Below are 20,723 nucleotides of genomic sequence, written 5' to 3' on the forward strand. Positions count from 1 at the left end.
CGGTCTGATTAGGCGTTCTCGCAACTGACAGCGGCCGACGTCGGGCTGGCGCTGTCGATCACCAGCTTGCCGTCCTCGCGGACCAGTTGGTACCGCACGTCCATCCGGCTGCAGGTCCGGCCCGCGGAGCCGTCGGCGTCGGACGCGAACAGGACGTTGTACGACATCCGCGCGTACGAGCCGTCGGGACTCACATCGGTGAGCCTGGGATCGAAGAAGTACGACGTCACGTGGCTCCGCCGGTCCCGCGCCTCGGTGAGCGACTTCTTCAGCTTCTCGGAGTACAGCGACTGCAGACCACCGAAGTCCTGCTGGTTCTCCAGGGTCAGGTAGTTACCGAGCAGGCTTCGCACCTCGACGGCCAACTGCGTACGGGCGACCTGCAACTGCGGGGCGATCGCCGTCTGCGGACCGCGCGACTGTGGGCACGTCCCACCGGGTGCGACGGTGATGCCGGTCGGCGCCGGGGCGACGTACCCGCGGAGTTTGTCGAGGCCGACGATCGAGCTGTCCTGCACCGTGTCGCCGACGACCAGTCCGACGACGTTGCCGGACTTGTCCACGACCGGGCCGCCGAGCTTGGCCGCGTTCATGACGGAGCTCAGCGCCGTCGGGTCGTGGGCGGAACCGATCGGGTTGATGACCTGCTTACCGGCCGAGGTGTAGCCGACGAGCGCTCGCTCGGCCTTCGGGTCCGGAGCGGCGGGCGCCAGCTGGACCGCGGTGCCGTTGACGCCGATCGACTGCAGGACGGCGACACCGTCCGTGCTGGTGCCGAGCAGGTTGGCCCGCCGGATCCGGCCGTCCGGCATCACAATCACGACCGCCCGCGGCAGCTTGACCGCGGACGTCGCGGTCAGCACCCGCCCGTTGTCGATCAGTACGCCGGAAGCCTCGCCCGTCCCCGCGCAGCTCGTCGCAAGCACCCGGACCGTGGCCGGGCCGACCGACTTCAGGACCTCGGCGGTGTCGATCCGGACGGTCTGCGCGCGGACGAACCAGCCCGCGCCGGCACCACCCGCGACGATCACCAGCAGCGCGACGAAGCCGGCCAGGATCCGGCCGAAGATCCACGGCCGCCGCGGCGCCGGTCCGTCCGGACGACGGCTCGGGGCGGCCTCCAGCTGGGTCAGCGAGCCGGCGCCCGCCGGAACCCGCCGAGGCGGCCGCGGCAGCGCGTTCCTGCCGTCCTCCACCGCCGGTCACCTCCCCCGAACATCACCCATACAGCACCTGTCCAGACCGCAAACCGTCACACATTGTGTCAAACAAAAGGGCCCGGACCATCCACCTGGACGGTCCGGGCCTTCTGCGTCGTACGTCAGCGGGCGGCGGAGCCCTCGACGTAGTCCTCGTCGTGCGACTTCACCCACGCCATCAGGCCCCGCAGCTCCTTGCCGACGGCCTCGATCGGGTGCGACTCGCTCTGCTTGCGGAACTCCGCGAACTCCGGCGCGCCGGCGTCCTGGTCGGCGATGAAGCGGGCCGCGAAGGTGCCGTCGGTGATGTCACCGAGGACCTCCTTCATCCGGGCCTTCACCGACGCGTCGATGATCCGCGGGCCGGACACGTAATCGCCGTACTCGGCGGTGTCGGACACGGACCAGCGCTGCTTGGCGATGCCGCCTTCGTAGATCAGGTCGACGATCAGCTTCAGCTCGTGCAGGCACTCGAAGTACGCGACCTCGGGCTGGTACCCGGCCTCGGTCAGCGTCTCGAAGCCGGCCTGGATCAGCGCCGACACGCCACCACAGAGGACGGCCTGCTCACCGAACAGGTCGGTCTCGGTCTCCTCGGTGAAGGTGGTCTTGATCCCGCCGGCCCGCAGACCGCCGATGCCCTTCGCGTACGCGAGCGCCAGATCCCACGCCTTGCCGGTGGCGTCCTGCTCGACCGCGACCAGCACCGGTACGCCGCGACCCTCGGAGTACTCGCGACGGACCAGGTGACCCGGGCCCTTCGGGGCGACCATGAACACGTCGACACCCGCCGGCGGCTTGATGTAGCCGAACCGGATGTTGAAGCCGTGACCGAAGACCAGCGCGTCGCCGTCGACCAGGTTCGGCTCGATGGCCTCCTTGTACAGCTTGCGCTGTGCCGGGTCCGGAGCGAGGACGACGATCACGTCGGCCTCCTCGCAGGCCTCGGCCGGAGTGAGCACCCGCAGGCCCTGGGCCTCGGCCTTCGCCCGGCTCTTCGAGCCTTCCGGCAGACCGACCCGGACGTCGACGCCGGAGTCGCGCAGCGAGAGCGCGTGGGCGTGGCCCTGGGAGCCGTAGCCGAGGACGGCCACGTGGCGGCCCTGGATCACCGACAGATCGGCGTTGTCGTCGTAGAACATTTCAGCTGCCACTTGCGGCACTTCTCCTTAGTGTTGATTCGGTACGGCGGCGGCGGTGCGGCCCGGGGGCGGCCCCGGCACCGGGTGGTGCGGAGGGGCAGGGTGCGGCGCACGGTCGGCGGGTCGCGCCTGCACCGTCGGAGGCCCCGACTGGACGTGCGGCGGCGGCACCGCGACCGGCCGCAGCGTGCGGTCGGAGATGGAGCGGCTGCCCCGGCCGATCGCCACCATGCCGGACTGCACCAGCTCGCGGACGCCGAAGGGTTCCAGCACCCGGAGCATGGCCTCGAGCTTCTCGGGATTACCGGTCGCCTCGATCGTGATCGCGTCGGGTGCCACGTCGACCACCTTCGCACGGAACAGCTGGACGGTCTCCAGCACCTGCCCGCGGGTCAGGGTGTCCGCCTTCACCTTCACCAGCAGCAGTTCGCGCTGAACCGTCTGCGTGGGCTCGAGCTCGACGATCTTGATCACGTTCACCAGCTTGTTGAGCTGCTTGGTGATCTGCTCCAGTGGCTGCTCGTCCACGCTGACCGCGATGGTCATCCGGGACACCTCGGGGTGCTCGGTCGGACCGACCGCGAGCGAGTCGATGTTGAACCCGCGGCGCGAGATCAGTGCGGCCACCCGGGCCAGCACACCGTGCTTGTTCTCGACCAGGATCGACAGCGTGTGCTTCGTCATCAGAGTTCCTCGCCTTCCCACGTCGGGGCCATGTCGCGGGCGATCTGGATCTCGTCGTTGCTGACGCCGGCGGCGACCATCGGCCACACCATCGCGTCGCGGTGCACGACGAAGTCGACGACGACCGGCGCGTCGGTGACCGCCATCGCCTTCTCGATGGTGGCGTCGATCGAGTCCTTGTCGGAGCAGCGCAGCCCGACACCGCCCATCGCCTCGGCCAGCTTGGCGAAGTCCGGGATCCGGGCCGAGTGCAGGTCGGTGTTGGAGTAACGCTTGTCGTAGAACAGCGTCTGCCACTGCCGGACCATGCCCAGCGACTGGTTGTTGATCACCGCGACCTTGATCGGGATGCCTTCCAGCGCGCAGGTGACGAGCTCCTGGTTGGTCATCTGGAAGCAGCCGTCGCCGTCGATCGCCCACACGGTCTTGTCCGGCCGCGCGACCTTGGCGCCCATCGCGGCCGGCACGGCGTACCCCATGGTGCCGAGGCCGCCGGAGTTCAGCCAGTGACCGGGCTTCTCGAACGGCAGGAAGTGCGCGGACCACATCTGGTGCTGGCCGACGCCCGCGGTGTACACGGCGTCCGGGCCGGCGATCTCACCGATCCGCTGGATCACGTGCTGCGGCGACAGCGTGCCGTCCTCCGGCTCGTCGTACCCGAGCGGGTACCGGGCGCGCACGCCCTCGAGCTGCTTGCGCCAGGCCTCGTACGACGGGGTGCGGCCGGCGCTCGCGATCTCGGCGCGCAGCGCGGCCAGCAGGTCGGTGATGACCTCCTTGCAGTCACCCACGATCGGCACGTCGGCGGCGCGGTTCTTGCCGATCTCGGCCGGGTCGATGTCGGCGTGGATGACCTTCGCATCGGGCGCGAACGAGTCGAGCTTGCCGGTCACCCGGTCGTCGAACCGGGCGCCCAGCGTGATCAGCAGATCGGAGCGCTGCAGTGCGCCGACCGCGGACACCGAGCCGTGCATACCGGGCATCCCGAAGTGCAGCTCGTGGGTGTCCGGCAGCGCGCCGCGGGCCATCAGCGTGGTGACCACGGGGATCCCGAGCAGCTCGGCGAGCTCCTTCAGCTCGGCGCTGGCCTGGGCACGGATCACGCCGCCGCCGACGTACAGCACCGGCTTCTCGGCCGCGGCGATCAGCCGGGCCGCCTCACGCACCTGCTTGGGGTGCGGACGGGTCACCGGCCGGTAGCCGGGCAGCGCGAGCTCGGTCGGCCACTGGAAGTCGACGCCCTGGGTCTGCATCGCGTCCTTGGTCACGTCGACCAGCACCGGGCCTGGCCGGCCGGTGGAGGCGATGTGGAACGCCTCGGCGATCGTGGTGGCGATGTCGTTCGGGTCGGTCACCAGGAAGTTGTGCTTGGTGATCGGCATCGTGATGCCGCGGATGTCCGCCTCCTGGAAGGCGTCCGTGCCGATCGCGGCACCGGCCACCTGACCGGTGATGGCGACCATCGGCACCGAGTCCATGTACGCGTCGGCGATCGGCGTCACCAGGTTGGTCGCGCCCGGTCCGGAGGTCGCCATACACACGCCGACCTTGCCCGACGCGGCGGCGTACCCCTGGGCGGCGTGACCGGCGCCCTGCTCGTGACGTACCAGGATGTGGCGGATCTGGGTCGAGTCGAGCATCGGGTCGTACGCCGGGAGGATCGCGCCACCCGGGATGCCGAAGACGGTGTCGACTCCGGCATGTTCCAGTGCACGGATCAGAGCCTGTGCCCCGGTCAGCTGCTCACTCATGAGTGCCTTCCCTAGTCCTGTCACGCTGTGGCTGTTTGGCTTTTCGCGACCGATCCATCCTCGCTTGTGGCCGTTGTCGCTGCGCTTCCGGGTCGCGGATAGTCGCATTGGCAACAAAAAACCCCTTCCGCCGGGTTGGCTGAAGGGGCGCGCTCGACTCAGTGGTCGCGTCAGTCGGCGCGCCGCACAAGTACGAGGAGAATCGATCGCATGTGGCAACATTCGCCGACACACCGCGACCGGGTCAAGTTCAGCGCGACGGTGTCTCATTTCCTGAGACACCTGTCTTAGGAATGGCGAGTCGGTAACTTAATGACGCTGTGATGGCTCTGTGAAGTTGGTTAGTCACATACTGATCTGGTGAGACCGCAAGGTTTTTACCGCCCCCTCTCCAGATCGGAGTGACACATGCGCCTCTCGATACGACTGCTCGTGGCGTCCGTGCTGATCGCACTGTTCGGCTCGTTCTCGCTGACGGCGTCCGCGGCCGACACCCGGACGACGATCGTGAACGCGGCCAACGGCGAAATCGGCCAGCAGGAAACGCCGCCCGGCAGCAACTGCAACCCGTACGGTCCCTGCGAGTCCTGGTGCGCGCACTTCGCCACCTGGACCTGGCGGCAGGCCGGCATCGACATCCCCAACTACGGCTTCACCGGTGACATCTACACCTGGGGCCAGGGCAAGGGCCGCACCCACGACGGCTCCACCGGCCTGAAGCCCGGCGACATCGTCCTCTACGGCACGGGCCCCGACAACACCGACACCAGCGTCCACACCGGCGTGGTCGTTGCCGTCGGCACCGACGGGAAGATCACCACGGTCGAGGGCAACTCGAACAACCAGGTCAGCAAACACGGCCCCTTCGACCCGAAGCACGCCGCCGACGCCGGCCGCCCCGCCGACATCTACGGCTGGGTCTCCGCCACCTAGAAACCCCTGATCGAGCCGGTGCGGCGCTCGTCCCCCGCACCGGCTCCCATATTCGATTGGTCCACCGTGCAGTGGCTCCCTAGCATGCAGGGCGTGACCATCGATCCGTACGGCGACGAACAACTGGTGCATCTGTACGACCTGGACAACCCGGCCGGCGAGGACCACGCCTACTACCAGGCGCTCGCGGACGGGACCCGCAAGGTGCTGGACTTCGGCTGCGGGACCGGCCTGCTGACGCGCTCGCTGGTCGCGCCGGGGAGGGTGGTGATCGGCATCGACCCGAGTACGACGATGCTCGGGTATGCGCGCCGGCAAGCAGGCGCCGACGGCGTCACCTGGGTGCACGGGGACCATCACGCGGTGCAGCCGACGGGCGATGTCGATCTCGTGGTGAGCGCCGGCAACACGATGATGCACGTCGCGGAACACGAGGCGTCGGTGAACGCGATCGCCGCCGCGTTGCGTCCCGGTGGGATGTTCGCGTTCGAGTCGCGCAACCCGGCGGCGCGTGCGTGGGAGCAGTGGACGAGCGAGGCGACGTACGGCGAACGCGACACCGCGGTCGGGCATTTGAAGGAGTGGCTCGAGCTGATCGAGATCGCCGACGGGCGCGTGGTGTTCGACGCGCACAACGTGTTCCCGGACGGGCACGACGCGGTCTATCGCAACGTCCTGTACTTCCGGTCGACCGACGAACTGCTGGCCGATCTCCGGACCGCTGGTTTCGCCGACGTGACCATCGACGGTGGATGGCACGGCGAGTCGCTCGCCGAGGACTCGCGGCTGCTGGTCGTCCGCGCCACGAAGTAGGCTGGCGGTACCGCGACTGGCGAGGGTGGGTCACCACCGGGGAGCGAAGTACACAAGGCGTCGTCCGCCTGGGCGCCTCCGATCGACTCGGAGGTCCCGATGCGTCTGCGGTACGGCATGAACCCTCATCAAGCGGCCACCCTGGAGCACCCGCCGTTCACGGTGCTGTCCGGCGAACCGTCGTACATCAACATCCTCGACGCCCTGACCGGCTGGCAGCTGGTGCGGGAGGCCGCGCGACAGTTCGGGAGGCCCGCGGCGGCGTCGTACAAGCACGTCTCTCCAGCTGGCGCGGCGCTCGGCGCGAGCGTCGCGGAGGCGTACGGGAGAGCTCGGGACGCCGATCCGAAGTCGTCGTACGGCGACTTCGTGGCGGTCTCGCACCCGGTCGACCTGGAGCTGGCCGGTGTGCTGAAGCGGGTCGTGTCGGACGGGATCATCGCGCCCGGGTACGACGAGGGCGTGCTCGAGATCCTGGCGGCGAAGAAGCGCGGGACCTATCTGGTGCTGGAGGTCGACGCGGAGTTCGAGCCACCGGCTGAGGAAGTACGGGAGATCTTCGGCGTGCGGCTGACGCAGGAGCGCGATGAGCTGCCGCTGCCGAGTGATCTGCCGGACGACGCCGTGCTCGGGATGATCGTTGCCCGGTACACCCAATCGAACACCGTGGTGATGGTGAAGGACGCGATGGCGATCGGTATCGGCGCCGGTCAGCAGTCGCGCGTGGACTGCACGCGGCTGGCCGGTGAGAAGGCCGCGCTCTGGTGGTCACGCCAGTCCGACGAACCACTCACCGGCGTGACGATGGTGTCCGACGGCGCCCTGCCGTTCAGCGACAACGTCGACGAGGCGCATCGGTACGGCGTCACGCACATCGCCGAGCCTGGTGGGTCGATCCGGTCCGACGAGGTCGCGGCCGCGTGCGCCGAGCGCGGGATCCGGTGGTCCGCGACCGGCGTACGCCTGTTCCGGCACTGATCTCAGGCACTGCTTCAGGAAGCGGAGCCGACCTTCTGCCGTGCTGGAGGTGCCGGTGGTTCGCCGCCTTCGAGCTGGATGTCGGGGACGATGCGGTCAAGCCAGCGCGGCAGCCACCAGGCGCGCGGGCCGAGCAGCGTCATCACCGACGGGACCAGGATCATCCGGACGATGCTGGCGTCGATCAGTACGGCCACGGCCATACCGACCGCCAGCATCTTCACCGTCGGGTCGTCGTCCAGCACGAAGCTCAGGAAGACCACGACCATGATCGCGGCCGCGGTGGTGATCACCCGCGCGGTCGCGCCGATCCCGATCGCCACCGCGCGGTGGCTGTCCTTGGTCGCGATCCACGCCTCGTGCACCCGGGACAGTAGGAACACCTCGTAGTCCATCGACAGCCCGAAGACGATCGCGAACATCAGCATCGGCACGAACGACGGGATCGGGACCTTCTCGTCGATCCCGACCAGCGAGGATCCCCAGCCCCACTGGAAGACCGCGACGATCACGCCGTACGCGGCTCCTACCGACAACAGGTTGAGGATCGCCGCCTTCACCCCGATCAGCAGCGAGCGGAACGCGACCGTGAGCAGCAGGAACGCGAGTAGCACCACCGCGCCGATCAGCCAGATCATCCGGCTGCCGACCTTCTCGGTGAAGTCGACGTACCCGGCCGTGGTGCCGACGACGTACGTCGGTTCCTTCTGGCTCGGCAATACGTCGTCGCGGATCCGGTTCACCAGGTCCTGGGTCGCGGCCGCAGACGGCGACGTGGTCGGGATGACGTTGATGATCGCGGTCGTCCCCGCGCTGTTCGTACTCGGCGTCTGGACGGCCGCGACGCCCGCCTCCTTCTGCAGCGTCGACGCGAGCCCGTTGAGCACCGACTGCCGGTCGCTCGGGCTCACCGACTGCAGCTGGACGACGACCGTCAGCGGACCGTTGGCGCCCGGACCGAATCCTTGCGCGACCAGGTCGTATGCCTTCCGGCTGGAGTCCTGGGCGGGATCGGTGCCGGCGTCGAGCTGGCCGAGGTTCATCGAGAACAGCGGGATCGCCAGCACCAGCAGGACGAGCGTGGCGGCGATGCCGTACGGCCACGGCCGGGCGCTGACCCGGCGGCCCCAGCGGGCGAACGCGCTCTGCTCGTGCTTGGCATCGCGGCGTTCCTGTTCCTCCGCGCGGTGTTCGGCGATCGCGGCCTCGTCCGGCAGTTCGTCCTCGACGTCGCGTTCTTCGGCGAGGTGCTTGCGGTCCTTGCGGTTCAGGATCAGCAGCTTCGAGAGTCCGAGCATCGCCGGGATCAGGGTGAGCGCGGCCAGCACCGTCACGGCAACGACGATCGCCGCCGACAGCCCGAGCGCGCCCACGAACGGTACGCCGGACACGTACAGCCCGAGGATCGCGATCACGACCGTCCCGCCGGCGACCAGGATGGCCGCGCCGGACGTCGACTCCGCGCGACCCACCGACTCCTCGACGTCCATCCCGTCGTCGAGTTGCTCACGATGGCGGGACACCAGGAAGAGCCCGTAGTCGATCGCGACGCCCAGACCGAGCAGGGTCGCGACAGTCGGGGCAGATGTCGGGAACTCCTTGGCCGCCGCGAGCAGACCGAGGATCGCCAACCCGCCGCCAACGCTGAACACCGCCGACACCAGCGGGAGCGCGGACGCGACGATCGAGCGGAACATCAGGAACAGCAGCACCAATGCAAGCCCCAGACCGATCGCCTCCGACGGGAGGTCGTTGGCCTGCTTCCCGATCTGGCCGGCGCCACCGCCGTACTCGACCTGGAGCCCGGCCGCGCGGGCCGGTTGGACGGCCGCGTCCATCTTGTCGACGTACGTCTTGTCGAGGGACGCCGGGACCACCGAGAACGAGACTGGGGCGTTGACGATCGTGCCGTCCTTGGAGATGTACGCCGTCTGCGAGGTCGCGAGCGGATCCACCGCGCTGACGACGTCGGGCAGCTTGCCGAACGCCGTCATCGACTGCTGGACCGCGGCCGACTGCTGGGCGACAGTGCCGGTCTTCGCATGGAACACGATCGAGCCCGAGTACCCGCCGGCGGTGGTGAAGTCCTTGTTCAGGATGTTCAAACCAGCGGATGACTGACTGCCGGGAACCGTGTAGTTGTTGACATAGGTGCCGCCGAACGCCGACTTGAGCACGAACAGCCCGACGACGATCACCACCCAGCCGGCGATCACGAACCAGTGGAAATGTGCCGCGCCGCGACCGAGCCGGTGCAGAAATGCGTGCATAGGGCGCCCCTCCCCCGGGCACCCCCCAGGTGACGGCCCAGCCGTCGGCCCCCACCGGCGAATGTAGGTCTGCCCGGTCCGGGCCCACAACCCCCCGCCGCGGATGGTGACAGCGTGTCCTCAGCCGCTGGCGCTCAGCCGATGGGAGCCCGAAGCAACGGCTTCCCGAACCTCCGCAGCAGTCTCCGGTACGCCGAGCCGCGTCGTGTCGAGCGCATGTCGCTCCAGAGCGCCAAGATGCGCGAACGCGCCGTGCAAACCGGTCAGCGCGTCAGCGTCGGTCAGCTCGGGCTCGGGCCGGGCCTGCCCACGCTGCAGCGTCGTCCCGAGGTCCGCGCGCAGAACGACGTACGACATCGTCCAGCCGCCGGCCGCGGCCGCGTCCCGGAACGGCTGCAGGAACCACGGCCCGATGATCCCGTCGACCACCACGTCGTAGCCGCCGCGGGCATAGACCGCGACCGTCGCGACGATCGCGTCGACCACGACCTCGTTCTGCCGCTGGGATCCCGGCAGGTACGGCGCGATGAAGCCGGTGCGGATGCCGCGGTAGTACTCGTCGGTGGTCAGGTGCATCGTCGGCCGCGGCGCGTCGGTGGCGACGAGCCGGGCGATGGTCGTCTTGCCCGAACCCGACGGGCCGGTCAGCAGGAGGACGGTGCTCATGCCGACCGACGCTACGGGTTATCCGCCGGCGACGCTCGGGAGTATCAGGAGCTCGTCCCCTTCGGACAGCGGGGTGTGGAGGCCGGAGAGGTCGCGGATGTTGTCGTTGCCGAGGTAGATGTTCACGTGCCGGCGGACCGCGCCCTGCTCGTCGGTGAGGCGCCGGCGGAGCGCCGGGTGCGCGGCCTCGAGTGCGCTGAACACCGCGCCGACGGTCGGTGCACCGTCGACCTCGACCTGCACGCAGTCGACCCCGCCGGCGAACGGCCGCAGGACCGTGGGCAGCCGGACAGCGATCATCCCAGCACCGCGGCCCGCACTGTCAGTACGTCGGGAAGATGCCGCGCGACCTCGACCCAGCTGTCGCCGGCGTCGGCGCTCGCGTAGACACAGCCGTCCCGCGTCCCGACGTACACGCCGGCTGGGTCCGCGGTGTCGGTGGTCATCGCGTCGCGGAGGACCGGCACGTAGGACACGGCGGGCAGCCCGGCGGACAGCGGCTCCCAGGTGGACCCGGCGTCACGCGAGCGGTAGACCCGGCACTTCGCCTCGGTCGGGATCCGGTTCGCGTCCGCGACCAGCGGGAACACGTACACGGTCTCCGGCTCGTGCGGGTGCACGACGATCGGGAACCCGAAGTCCGACGGCAGGCCGTCCGCGATCGACTTCCAGATCGCGCCACCGTCGTCCGACCGGTACACCCCGTGGTGGTTCTGCGCGAACATCCGCTCCGGTACGTCGGGATGCGCGGCCAGCTTGTGGACGCACTGGCCGAACTCCGGATACGGGTCGGGGAAGAACTTCGCCTGGATGCCCTGGTTCGCCGGCTCCCACGTCCGGCCGCCGTCCGCGGTCCGGTACACGCCGCCGGTCGACATCGCGACACTCATCCGCTCCGGATCGGTCGGGTGCGGCAGGACCGTGTGCACGGCCTGGCCGCCGAACCCGGCTCCCCACTCGGACCGGTGCGGGTGGTCCCAGAGCCCGCGGACGAGCTCGAACGTCACTCCCCCGTCGGTCGACTTCCACAACGCCGACGGCTGCGTCCCGGCGTACACGACACCGGGCTGAGCGGCCGGCGCGGGCTGGATCTGCCAGACCCGCTCGAGCGACGCGCCGGCGTCGGCGGGGAACCCGATCGAGCCCTCCGGCGGCTCGGCCCAGGTCGCGCCGACGTCATCGGAGTGGAAGACCGCCGGACCCCAGTGCTCACTGGTGCCGCCGACGAACAGGCGCGGCCGGTCGCCGCGGGTGTCGACGCCCACGGCGTACACACTCTGCATCTCGAACTCCGGCACCGGACCGTCGAGCCGCCACTCGCGGCGGCCCGCGTCGCTCCGGCCGATCCAGAGCCCCTTCTTGGTCCCGATCAGCAGCACGGCCTCGGACATCGTCGTCCCTCCTCCTACCGTGGCGGCCCCGCCACCACATTGATCAACGGCTCCCCGGACGCGTAGCGCTGCAGCTGCGCGCGCACCAGCCGGGCCACCCGCGGCGCGAACGCCGTCGAGGCACCGCCCCGGTGCGGATTGATCAGTACGTTCGGAGCAGACCACAGCGGGTGTCCGGTGGGCAACGGCTCAGGATCCGTGACGTCCAGCGCGGCGCTGATCCGGCGGGTCCCGAGCTCGGCCAGCAACGCGTCGGTGTCCACCACGACACCGCGCGCGACATTCACCAGCAGCGCACCGTCCTTCAACCGGGCCAGGAAACTCGCGTCCACCATCCGCTTGGTCTCCGGAGTCGCCGGGGTCAGCAGCACCACGACGTCCGCGCGCGGCAACAACTCCGGCAGCTCCGAGATCGGGTGTACGCCGTCCCGCGCGCGCCGCGCGACCCGGATCACCTCGCACTCGAAACCGCTCAGCCGCCGCTCGAGCGCCTCGCCGATCGCGCCGTACCCGAGAATCAGCACCGTCCGGTCCGCAAGTGAGTCGTCGACCTCGTCGTACGACGACGGCCAGATCTCCTTCTCCTGGTCACGGACGGCCCGCGGCAGCCGCCGGTACGACGCCAGGATCAGCCCGACCGCCAGCTCGGCCGTGGACGCGTCGTGCACGCCGCGCGCGTTGCACAAGGTCACCCCGTCGGCGATCCGCGACTGGGCGTGCTCGAACCCGGCCGTCTGCAGCTGCACGACCTTCAGCGAAGGCATCTCCCGGATGACGTCGAACACGTCCCCGCCGCCCATGTAACTGGGCACGTAGAACTCCACCTCGTCGAGCGACTTCGGCCGCTCCGCACCGGAATAGAAGTCCACGTCGAACCCGTCCGGGACGCCGCCGAGGAACGCGTTCGGGTCCTCCCACGGCAGCCATGTCTTCACCACATCAGCCATGACCACGAACCTACTCGGCCCGCCGGACAGTGTGAACTCCCGTGCCACAGCGCGGGCACCGTCGTAGCATGGATCGGTGCCTTCGACATCGGATGTGGCAGCGACGGTCGCACACGATCAGGCCGTCGGGCGGCTACGGGATTCGTACGAACGCATCCCGCAGGGTGAGCCGGTCCGGCTGGCGAAGCGCAGTTCGAACCTGTTCCGCCCGCGAGCCGAGATCGACAGCCCAGGGCTGGACGTGTCGAAGCTCACCGGCGTGATCAGCGTCGACCCGGCCGCCCGGACCGCCGATGTCCAGGGCATGTGCACCTACGAGGACCTGGTCGCGGCGACCCTGCCGCACGGGTTGACGCCGATGGTCGTGCCGCAGCTGAAGACGATCACGCTCGGCGGCGCGGTGACCGGGCTCGGGATCGAGTCGACGTCGTTCCGGGCCGGCCTGCCGCACGAGTCCGTGCTCGAGCTCGACATCCTCACCGGCGCCGGCGAGGTCGTCACCGCCCGGCCGACCGGCGAGCACGCGGACCTGTTCCGGATGTTCCCGAACTCGTACGGCACCCTCGGGTACGCGACCCGGCTGCGGATCGAGCTCGACCGGATCTCGCCGTACGTCGCCCTGAGGCACGTCCGCGTCGGGCTCGACGACCTGGCTACGGCGATCACCGCCATCGTTGCTGACGGCACCTACGGGGGCGAGCCGGTGCACTTCGTCGACGGGGTCGCGTTCAGCCCGTCCGAGGCCTATCTCACGCTCGGGCGGAACAGCGACGCCGCGGCCCGGACCAGCGACTACACCGGCCGGCAGATCTACTACCGCTCGATCCGGCAACGACCGAAGGACGTCCTCACCGCGCACGACTACCTTTGGCGCTGGGACACCGACTGGTTCTGGTGCTCGGCCGCCTTCGGCGCACAGCAGCCGGTGGTACGGCGCCTGTGGCCTCGGCGCTGGCGGCGCAGCGACGTGTTCCACAAGATCGTCGGCTTCGAGAACCGGCACCAGATCGCGGCCCGCCTCAACCGCAGGCGCGGCCGGCCGGACCGCGAGCGGGTGGTCCAGGACGTGGAGATCCCGGTCGGCGAGCTGGCCGGGTTCCTCCGCTGGTTCGACGCCAATGTCGGGATGCGCCCGGTCTGGCTGTGCCCGCTGCGCCTGCGCGGATCCGAGTCCTGGCCGCTGTACCCGCTGCGGCCCGGCGAGATCTACGTGAACGTCGGCTTCTGGGGCACCGTGCCGATCGCCCCCGGTGATGCGGACGGCGACGTGAACCGCCGGATCGAGCAGGCCGTCGCAGACTTCGGCGGCCACAAATCGCTGTACTCCGACGCCTACTACGACCGAGAGACCTTCGACCGGCTCTACAACGTGCCGGCCCTGACCACGGTGAAACAACGGTACGACCCGAACGCCCGGCTCACCGGGCTCTACGAAAAGGTGGTGACGCGCCGATGACGACGCTTGCGACCCAGGTTTCGATCGCCGAAGCCCTCACGACCGTGCTCCCGGGCGGCCTGCCGTTCCGGTTCACGGCGTACGACGGCAGTGCGGCCGGCCCCGACGACTCGCCGATCCATCTGCACCTGGCCACCGAGCGTGGGCTGTCCTACATCCTCACCGCGCCGGGTGATCTCGGGATGGTCCGCGCGTACGTGATGGGTGACCTGGAGATCACCGGCGTCCACCCCGGCGACCCGTACCAGCTGATGCGGCTGATCCTCGACGAGTTCCACCTCCAGCGGCCGAAGGCGGCCGAGGCGCTGCGCATCCTCCGCGGGCTCGGCTGGAGTCACCTGAAGCCGCCGCCGCCCCCGCCACAGGAGCACCTGCCGAAGTGGCGCCGTACGTTCGAGGGGCTGCGGCACTCGAAGGCGCGGGACCGGTCGGCGATCCACCACCACTACGACGTGTCGAACACGTTCTACGAGTGGGTGCTGGGGCCGTCGATGACCTACACCTGCGCCGTGTACCCGTCGCTGGACGCGACGCTGGAGGAGGCGCAGTTCGAGAAGTACGACCTGGTCGCGCGGAAACTCGACCTGCAGCCCGGGATGCGGCTGCTCGACGTCGGCTGCGGCTGGGGCGGCATGGTCCGGCACGCGGCCCGCGAGTACGGCGTCCAGGCGCTCGGCGTCACCCTGTCCGCGGCGCAGGCCGAGTGGGCGAACGCGGCGATCAAGGCCGAAGGCCTGGAGGACCTGGCCGAGGTGCGGTACCTGGACTACCGCGACGTCCCCGAGCGGGACTTCGACGCGGTGAGCTCGATCGGCCTGACCGAACACATCGGGGTGCGCAACTACCCGTCGTACTTCAGCTTCCTGCACGACCGGCTGAAGCCCGGCGGCCGGCTGTTGAACCACTGCATCACGCGGCCGGACAACCACTTCCGGCACACCGGCGCGTTCATCGACCGCTACATCTTCCCCGACGGCGAGCTGATCGGCTCCGGCCGGATCATCTCCGAGGCCCAGGACGCCGGCTTCGAGGTCCGCCACGAGGAGAACCTCCGCGAGCACTACGCCCTCACCCTGGCCGCCTGGAACGACAACCTGGTAGCCCACTGGGACGAGGCCGTCGCCGAGGTAGGCCCGGCCACCGCCAAGATCTGGGGCCTCTACCTGGCCGCCAGCCGAGCCGGCTTCGAACACAACACCATCCAACTCCACCAGGTCCTCGCGGTGAAGCCAGACGACCGCGGCAACTCCCACTTCCCCCTCCGTCCCACCTGGGGCAGCTGATGAACTGCGTACCGAAGGACGGGTAGTGGGTGGCTTGCACGCCGCCGCCCACGCCCGTCGCCGGCTCAGATCCGGTCCGCCAGGGCCACCACTACCCGTTCTTCGGTACTTCGCCGGGGCGCTAGTTTGGGGGCCAGAGCGAGTGGAGGGAGGCCGGCGTGCGCGGGAGGGCTGCTGTGGTGGTGGCTGCGTTGGCGTTGGTTAGTGGGTGTTCGGAGGCGACGCCGAGTAGGTCGGGGTCGTCTTCGGCGCCGGCGGCTTCGGGTACGGCGGCGCCGGCCGGGACGCTTGCGTTGACGGTGGCGTCGACCGTGGCGACGGGGATTCAGGTGCCGTGGGGGTTGGCGTTCCTGCCGGACAAGAGTGCCTTGGTGGCGGAGCGGGATGCCGGTGCGATCAAGCGGATCGTCAACGGCCGGGTGACCGATGTCGGCACCGTGGACGGCGTGAAGTCGTCGTCCGAGGGTGGGTTGCTGGGGCTGGCGGTGGATCCGGGGTATCCGGGGAAGCCGTACATCTACGCGTACTACTCCAGCGGCGACGACAACCGGATCGCGCGCATCACCTACCAGGACGGGAAGCTCTCCGACCAGCAGGTGATCCTCGACGGGATCCCGGAGGCGGCGATCCACAACGGCGGGCGGCTGCGCTTCGGACCGGACGGGTACCTGTACGCCGGAACGGGCGACGGCTCGGATCGGCCGAACTCGCAGGACGACAACTCGCTCGGCGGGAAGATCCTGCGGATCACCACCGACGGCAAGGCCGCCCCCGGGAACCCGGACGGCCGGATCTGGATCACCAAGGGCCACCGCAACGTCCAAGGCCTCGCGTTCGACGGCAACCAGCTGTACGCCGCGGAGTTCGGGCAGAACACCTGGGACGAGCTGAACGCGATCACCCCCCGCGCGAACTACGGCTGGCCCGCCGCCGAGGGCATCAGCCACCTGGACGGGATGACCGACCCGATCGCCCAGTGGCCCACGTCGGAGGCCTCACCGTCGGGGATCGCGTTCGCGCGCGGGTACATCTTCATGGCGGGCTTGCGCGGCCAGCGGCTCTGGGCGATACCCGTTGCCAACGGCAAACGAGTCGGCGAGCCGCAGGCGTTCTTCACCAACCGGTACGGGCGTTTGCGCACGGTGGAGGTCGCGCCGGACGGCTCCTTGTGGGTCACCACGTCCAACACCGACGGCCGCGGTCAGCCCCGCGACGGCGACGACCGGATCCTCCGGGTGACGATCAGCACGTCCTGAGCAGTCAACCGTTTCGGCTCCGGCAGCGTCTGGTACTTGTTGAAGAAACCCATGACCTGAGGAGGAGATCGGCATGCCGACCGGCCAGGCGTCTGGCGTCCCCAGCAACGTGATCGCATCGGTGAGCAGGTACGAGGATGCTCAGCGAACGGTCGACTACCTGAGAAGCTACGGGATGGACGCGACGAGTCTGGAGGTCGTCGGCGCCGGTCTCCGGCAGGCGAGCAGACGCAGAGCGGTGCCGGTCGTGCGGATGACCGCGACGGGTGCGTTGCAGGGCGCCCTGCTCGGGATCCTCACCGCCGTCTTCGTCACCCTGGTCGCCGAGACCACCCTGAACGGCCTGGCCGTCGTGGTCTGGGGCTTCGTCTACGGCCTCATCGTCGGGACGCTGTGGGGTCTGTTCCGGGGCCTCGTCCGCAACCGCCCGGACCTGGTGAGTACCGAGATCCACCCGACGCGGTACGAGGTCCGCTGCCCGGCCGACGAACTGGCCGTGGCGCAGACGTTGCTCGCGGACGCGGCCGACCTGGACGACGGCCGGCTCGAGCGCGAGGTCATCGCGGACGCTCCCCACTCCGAGCAGCCGGCACAGGAACACCGCGACGCGGCCTGAGCCTGGGGGTGCCAGTGCGGCACCCCCAGTTCAGCGTCAGATACCCAGCTTCTCGTTCAGGAGCTGGCGGACCTTGGCGGCGTCGGCCTGGCCGCGCATGTCCTTCATCACCGCGCCGATCAGCGCACCTGCGGCGGCCGGCTTCCCGGAGTTGACCTTCTCGACCACGTCCGGGTTGGCCGCGATCGCGCGGTCGATCGCCTCGATCAGCGCCGAGTCGTCGGACACCAGCGCCAGGCCACGCTTCTCGATGATCTCCGTCGGCGTGCCCTCCCCGGCGAGCAGTCCTTCGAAGACCTGCCGGGCGAGCTTGTCGTTCAGCGTGCCGTCGTCGACCAGCTTCTGCACCTCGGCGACCTGCGCCGGGCCGACGCCGAGCGCGTCGAGCTCCTGACCCGACTCGTTCGCCGAGCGGGCCAGCTCACCGAGCCACCACTTCTTCGCGGCCGCCGGGGTGACGCCGAGCTCGACGGTCGCCACGATCGGCTCGAGCGCGTTGCCGTTGATCACGTCGCGCATCTCGAGATCGGTGAAACCCCAGTCCTCCTGCAGCCGCGCCCGGCGTACCGAAGGAGCCTCGGGCAGGGTCGCGCGGAGTTCCTCGACCCATGCGCGGGACGGGGCGACCGGGACCAGGTCGGGCTCCGGGAAGTACCGGTAGTCGTCGGCGTCGGACTTCTCCCGGCCGGACGTGGTGATGCCGGTGTCCTCGTGCCAGTGCCGGGTCTCCTGCAGGATCTTCCCGCCGGTCGACAGGATCGCCGCCTGCCGGGTGATCTCGTAGGTGATCGCGCGCTCGACCGAGCGGAACGAGTTCACGTTCTTGGTCTCGGTGCGGGTGCCGAGGGCCGTCGTACCGTGCGGCTTCAGCGACACGTTCGCGTCGCAGCGCAGCGAGCCCTGGTCCATCCGGACGTCCGAGACGTCCAGCGACAGCAGCAGGTCGCGCAGCATGCTCACGTACGCTCGGGCGACGGCGGCGGCCTTGGCCGGCGGGACCTCGATCGTCTTCGTGACGATCTCGATCAGCGGGATCCCGGCCCGGTTGTAGTCGACCAGCGAGTGCGAGGCGCCGTGGATCCGGCCGGTCGCGCCACCGATGTGGGTGGACTTGCCGGTGTCCTCCTCCATGTGCGCGCGCTCGATCTCGATCCGGTACGTCTCGCCGTCGACGACGACCTCGGTCCAGCCGTTGAACGCGATCGGCTCGTCGTACTGCGAGGTCTGGAAGTTCTTCGGCATGTCCGGGTAGAAGTAGTTCTTCCGGGCGAACCGGCACCACTCGGCGATCTCGCAGTTCAGCGCCAGGCCGATCTTGATCGCGGACTCGACGCCGCGCGCGTTCACCACCGGCAGCGCGCCGGGCAGACCGAGGCAGACCGGGCAGGTCTGCGTGTTCGGCGGCGCGCCGAACTCGGTCGGGCAGCCGCAGAACATCTTCGACTTCGTGTTCAGCTCGACGTGGACCTCGAGGCCCATCACCGGGTCGTACTGCGCCAGCGCGTCGTCGATCTCGAGAACGTCTGCAACGGTCATCGGGTCACCTCCAGCTCCGGAGCCTTGGTCATCAGTACGCCGCCCCACTGCTCGGCCAGCGCGGCCTCGAGCGCGCCGCCGACCTTGTACAGCAGGTCGTCGCGCATCACCGGCGCCATCACGTGGAAGCCGACCGGCAGGTTGTCCTCGTCGGCCAGGCCGCACGGGAACGACGCGGCCGCGTTGCCGGCCAGGTTGGACGGGATCGTGCAGAGGTCGTTCTTGTACATCGCGATCGGGTCGTCGATCCGGTCACCGATCGCGAACGCGGTCGTCGGCGTGGCCGGCGAAACCAGCACGTCGACCTGCTCGTAGGCGCTGGCGAAGTCGCGGGCGATCAGCGTCCGCACCTTCTGCGCCTGGCCGTAGTACGCGTCGTAGTACCCGCTGGAGAGCGCGTGCGTCCCGAGGATGATGCGGCGCTTCACCTCGGCGCCGAAGCCCGCCTCGCGGGTCAGGCTGGTCACCGTCTCGGCGCTGTTCGTGCCGTCGTCGCCGACCCGCAGGCCGTACCGCATCGCGTCGAACTTGGCCAGGTTGGACGAGGCCTCGCTCGGCAGGATCAGGTAGTACGCCGGCAGCGCGTACTCGAAGTGCGGGCAGGAGACCTCGACCACCTCGGCGCCGAGCTTGGTGAGCAGCTCGACCGCCTCGTGGAAGCGGGCCTCGACACCCGGCTGGTAGCCCTCGCCACCGAGCTCCTTCACGACACCGATCCGCAGACCGGCGACGTCACCGTTCCGGGCGGCCTCGACGACGGCCGGCACCGGCTGGTTGATCGAGGTCGAGTCCATCGGGTCGTGGCCGGCGATCACCTCGTGCAGCAGCGCCGCGTCGAGTGTCGTCCGCGCACACGGACCGGGCGTGTCCAGCGAGGACGCCAGCGCGATCAGCCCGTACCGCGAGGTGCCGCCGTACGTCGGCTTGACCCCGACCGTGCCGGTGAACGCACCCGGCTGCCGGATCGAGCCACCGGTGTCGGTGCCGATCGCGAGCGGCGCCTCGTACGCCGCGATGGCCGCGGACGAACCGCCGCCGGAACCACCCGGGATCCGGCTCAGGTCCCACGGGTTGTGGGTGGTGCCGTACGCCGAGTTCTCGGTGGAGGAACCCATCGCGAACTCGTCCATGTTGGTCTTGCCGAGAATCACGATCCCGGCCGCCTTCAGACGCTGCACGACGGTCGCGTCGTACGGCGGCTTCCAGCCCTCGAGGATCTTCGAGCCGGCCGTGGTCGGCACACCCTCCTGGGTGAGCACGTCCTTCAGCGCCAGCGGTACGCCGGCCAGCGGGGACAGCTGCTCGCCCGCGGCCCGCTTCTCGTCGACCGCCTTGGCCTGCGCGAGCGCACCGTCGGTGTCGACGTGCAGGAACGCGCGGACGTCGCCGTCGACGGCGGCGATCCGGTCCAGGTGGGCCTGGGTGATCTCCACCGAACTGGCCTGCCCGGACGTCATCAGCTCCGAGAGCTCGGCCGCGGTCTTCCTGGTCAGATCAGACATGTCAGTCCTCCTCCAGGATCCGCGGCACCCGGAAGCGCTGCCCCTCCTGCGCAGGCGCGCCGGAGAGCGCCTGCTCGGGCGTCAGGCACGGGACGTTCTCGTCCGCGCGCATCACGTTGGTCAGCGGCAGGGCGTGCGAGGTCGGCGGAATGTCGTCCGCCGCCACCTGGCTGACCTGGCCGACCAGTCCGATGATCTGGTCGAGCTGCGGCGCAAGGTGGTCGAGCTCGTCGTCGGAGAGCTCGATCCGCGCCAGTCGCGCCAGGTGCGCGACCTCTTCGCGGGTAATCGATGGCATGT

At 69.5% G+C, this 20,723-nt stretch carries 19 protein-coding genes and 1 riboswitch; of the genes, 7 read left to right on the plus strand and 12 right to left on the minus strand.

All coding sequences use genetic code 11. The features are described 5' to 3' along the window. Nucleotides 1-8 precede the first annotated feature (8 nt). The 4 genes from AC0662_RS34110 to AC0662_RS34125 all read right to left on the minus strand — a co-directional run bounded on the left by AC0662_RS34110 (nucleotide 9) and on the right by AC0662_RS34125 (nucleotide 4,776). Complete coding sequence (locus AC0662_RS34110; protein WP_452201571.1) at nucleotides 9-1,196, minus strand: trypsin-like peptidase domain-containing protein; 1,188 nt, start codon at nucleotides 1,194-1,196, stop codon at nucleotides 9-11. Between the two features lie 125 nt (nucleotides 1,197-1,321). Continuing rightward, nucleotides 1,322-2,341 carry a ketol-acid reductoisomerase gene (gene ilvC / locus AC0662_RS34115; protein WP_452201660.1) on the minus strand — a complete coding sequence of 340 codons (1,020 nt, stop codon included), beginning with the start codon at nucleotides 2,339-2,341 and terminating at the stop codon, nucleotides 1,322-1,324. Nucleotides 2,342-2,368: 27 nt separating this feature from the next. Further along, nucleotides 2,369-3,025 (minus strand): acetolactate synthase small subunit, encoded by a 657-nt coding sequence (gene ilvN, locus AC0662_RS34120; RefSeq protein WP_452201573.1) that lies wholly within the window; start codon nucleotides 3,023-3,025, stop codon nucleotides 2,369-2,371. After that, complete coding sequence (locus tag AC0662_RS34125) at nucleotides 3,025-4,776, minus strand: acetolactate synthase large subunit (protein WP_452201575.1); 1,752 nt, start codon at nucleotides 4,774-4,776, stop codon at nucleotides 3,025-3,027. Before AC0662_RS34125 ends, ilvN begins: the two co-directional genes overlap by 1 nt. A gap of 408 nt (nucleotides 4,777-5,184) precedes the next feature. Between AC0662_RS34125 and AC0662_RS34130 the strand changes: the two genes are divergently transcribed. From AC0662_RS34130 to AC0662_RS34140, 3 genes are all read left to right on the plus strand, one after another. After that, complete coding sequence (locus tag AC0662_RS34130; RefSeq protein WP_452201577.1) at nucleotides 5,185-5,709, plus strand: CHAP domain-containing protein; 525 nt, start codon at nucleotides 5,185-5,187, stop codon at nucleotides 5,707-5,709. Nucleotides 5,710-5,802: 93 nt separating this feature from the next. Then, nucleotides 5,803-6,522, plus strand: a complete 720-nt coding sequence (locus AC0662_RS34135; RefSeq protein ID WP_478305823.1) for a class I SAM-dependent methyltransferase — start codon at nucleotides 5,803-5,805, stop codon at nucleotides 6,520-6,522. Nucleotides 6,523-6,526: 4 nt separating this feature from the next. Continuing rightward, a riboswitch (ZMP/ZTP riboswitch) is annotated at nucleotides 6,527-6,603 on the plus strand. 18 nt (nucleotides 6,604-6,621) lie between these two features. After that, nucleotides 6,622-7,500: a 5-aminoimidazole-4-carboxamide ribonucleotide transformylase gene (locus AC0662_RS34140; RefSeq protein WP_478305825.1), complete on the plus strand. Its 879-nt coding sequence runs from the start codon at nucleotides 6,622-6,624 to the stop codon at nucleotides 7,498-7,500. A 14-nt stretch (nucleotides 7,501-7,514) separates the two neighbouring features. Here the strand turns inward: AC0662_RS34140 and AC0662_RS34145 are convergent, their stop codons facing one another. The 5 genes from AC0662_RS34145 to AC0662_RS34165 form a co-directional block, all read right to left on the minus strand. Continuing rightward, nucleotides 7,515-9,770, minus strand: a complete 2,256-nt coding sequence (locus AC0662_RS34145; protein WP_452201580.1) for an MMPL family transporter — start codon at nucleotides 9,768-9,770, stop codon at nucleotides 7,515-7,517. Between the two features lie 120 nt (nucleotides 9,771-9,890). Further along, nucleotides 9,891-10,436, minus strand: coding sequence for an AAA family ATPase (locus AC0662_RS34150; RefSeq protein WP_478305827.1), 546 nt, complete (start codon nucleotides 10,434-10,436; stop codon nucleotides 9,891-9,893). A gap of 18 nt (nucleotides 10,437-10,454) precedes the next feature. After that, nucleotides 10,455-10,736, minus strand: a complete 282-nt coding sequence (locus tag AC0662_RS34155; protein ID WP_452201584.1) for a ubiquitin-like small modifier protein 1 — start codon at nucleotides 10,734-10,736, stop codon at nucleotides 10,455-10,457. Continuing rightward, on the minus strand, nucleotides 10,733-11,827 hold the full coding sequence (locus AC0662_RS34160) for a WD40/YVTN/BNR-like repeat-containing protein (protein ID WP_452201586.1): 1,095 nt from the start codon (nucleotides 11,825-11,827) through the stop codon (nucleotides 10,733-10,735). The genes AC0662_RS34155 and AC0662_RS34160 overlap by 4 nt, the downstream gene beginning before the upstream one ends. A gap of 14 nt (nucleotides 11,828-11,841) precedes the next feature. Continuing rightward, nucleotides 11,842-12,774, minus strand: coding sequence for a 2-hydroxyacid dehydrogenase (locus tag AC0662_RS34165; protein WP_478305829.1), 933 nt, complete (start codon nucleotides 12,772-12,774; stop codon nucleotides 11,842-11,844). Between the two features lie 76 nt (nucleotides 12,775-12,850). On the opposite strand from AC0662_RS34165, the gene AC0662_RS34170 reads away from it, so the two are divergent. From AC0662_RS34170 to AC0662_RS34185, 4 genes are all read left to right on the plus strand, one after another. Further along, complete coding sequence (locus tag AC0662_RS34170) at nucleotides 12,851-14,230, plus strand: FAD-binding oxidoreductase (RefSeq protein ID WP_478305831.1); 1,380 nt, start codon at nucleotides 12,851-12,853, stop codon at nucleotides 14,228-14,230. After that, complete coding sequence (locus AC0662_RS34175) at nucleotides 14,227-15,513, plus strand: class I SAM-dependent methyltransferase (protein WP_478305833.1); 1,287 nt, start codon at nucleotides 14,227-14,229, stop codon at nucleotides 15,511-15,513. Before AC0662_RS34170 ends, AC0662_RS34175 begins: the two co-directional genes overlap by 4 nt. Before the next feature lie 311 nt (nucleotides 15,514-15,824). Continuing rightward, nucleotides 15,825-16,769, plus strand: a complete 945-nt coding sequence (locus AC0662_RS34180; protein WP_478305835.1) for a PQQ-dependent sugar dehydrogenase — start codon at nucleotides 15,825-15,827, stop codon at nucleotides 16,767-16,769. Nucleotides 16,770-16,842: 73 nt separating this feature from the next. After that, nucleotides 16,843-17,385, plus strand: coding sequence for a general stress protein (locus AC0662_RS34185; RefSeq protein WP_478305837.1), 543 nt, complete (start codon nucleotides 16,843-16,845; stop codon nucleotides 17,383-17,385). 36 nt (nucleotides 17,386-17,421) lie between these two features. Here AC0662_RS34185 and gatB read toward each other — a convergent pair whose 3' ends face one another. The 3 genes from gatB to gatC are packed head-to-tail and all read right to left on the minus strand — an operon-like array spanning nucleotide 17,422 to nucleotide 20,721. Next, nucleotides 17,422-18,921 (minus strand): Asp-tRNA(Asn)/Glu-tRNA(Gln) amidotransferase subunit GatB, encoded by a 1,500-nt coding sequence (gene gatB, locus AC0662_RS34190; protein ID WP_478305839.1) that lies wholly within the window; start codon nucleotides 18,919-18,921, stop codon nucleotides 17,422-17,424. Continuing rightward, a complete protein-coding gene (gatA, locus tag AC0662_RS34195) occupies nucleotides 18,918-20,423 on the minus strand; it encodes an Asp-tRNA(Asn)/Glu-tRNA(Gln) amidotransferase subunit GatA (RefSeq protein WP_478305841.1) in 1,506 nt (501 codons plus the stop codon). Before gatA ends, gatB begins: the two co-directional genes overlap by 4 nt. Before the next feature lies 1 nt (nucleotide 20,424). After that, nucleotides 20,425-20,721, minus strand: coding sequence for an Asp-tRNA(Asn)/Glu-tRNA(Gln) amidotransferase subunit GatC (gene gatC / locus AC0662_RS34200; protein ID WP_329001584.1), 297 nt, complete (start codon nucleotides 20,719-20,721; stop codon nucleotides 20,425-20,427). Nucleotides 20,722-20,723: the final 2 nt, after the last annotated feature.

Source organism: Kribbella sp. NPDC043289 (assembly GCF_056436705.1).

Coding starts and splice junctions, on each gene's coding strand:
- AC0662_RS34175 (WP_478305833.1), top strand. CDS start 14,227: ATGACGACGCTTGCGACCCAGGTTTCGATCGCCGAAGCCCTCACGACC.
- AC0662_RS34160 (WP_452201586.1), bottom strand. CDS start 11,827: ATGTCCGAGGCCGTGCTGCTGATCGGGACCAAGAAGGGGCTCTGGATC.
- gatB (WP_478305839.1), bottom strand. CDS start 18,921: ATGACCGTTGCAGACGTTCTCGAGATCGACGACGCGCTGGCGCAGTAC.
- ilvC (WP_452201660.1), bottom strand. CDS start 2,341: ATGTTCTACGACGACAACGCCGATCTGTCGGTGATCCAGGGCCGCCAC.
- ilvN (WP_452201573.1), bottom strand. CDS start 3,025: ATGACGAAGCACACGCTGTCGATCCTGGTCGAGAACAAGCACGGTGTG.
- gatC (WP_329001584.1), bottom strand. CDS start 20,721: ATGCCATCGATTACCCGCGAAGAGGTCGCGCACCTGGCGCGACTGGCG.
- AC0662_RS34165 (WP_478305829.1), bottom strand. CDS start 12,774: ATGGCTGATGTGGTGAAGACATGGCTGCCGTGGGAGGACCCGAACGCG.
- AC0662_RS34140 (WP_478305825.1), top strand. CDS start 6,622: ATGCGTCTGCGGTACGGCATGAACCCTCATCAAGCGGCCACCCTGGAG.
- AC0662_RS34145 (WP_452201580.1), bottom strand. CDS start 9,770: ATGCACGCATTTCTGCACCGGCTCGGTCGCGGCGCGGCACATTTCCAC.
- AC0662_RS34185 (WP_478305837.1), top strand. CDS start 16,843: ATGCCGACCGGCCAGGCGTCTGGCGTCCCCAGCAACGTGATCGCATCG.
- gatA (WP_478305841.1), bottom strand. CDS start 20,423: ATGTCTGATCTGACCAGGAAGACCGCGGCCGAGCTCTCGGAGCTGATG.
- AC0662_RS34130 (WP_452201577.1), top strand. CDS start 5,185: ATGCGCCTCTCGATACGACTGCTCGTGGCGTCCGTGCTGATCGCACTG.
- AC0662_RS34155 (WP_452201584.1), bottom strand. CDS start 10,736: ATGATCGCTGTCCGGCTGCCCACGGTCCTGCGGCCGTTCGCCGGCGGG.
- AC0662_RS34125 (WP_452201575.1), bottom strand. CDS start 4,776: ATGAGTGAGCAGCTGACCGGGGCACAGGCTCTGATCCGTGCACTGGAA.
- AC0662_RS34150 (WP_478305827.1), bottom strand. CDS start 10,436: ATGAGCACCGTCCTCCTGCTGACCGGCCCGTCGGGTTCGGGCAAGACG.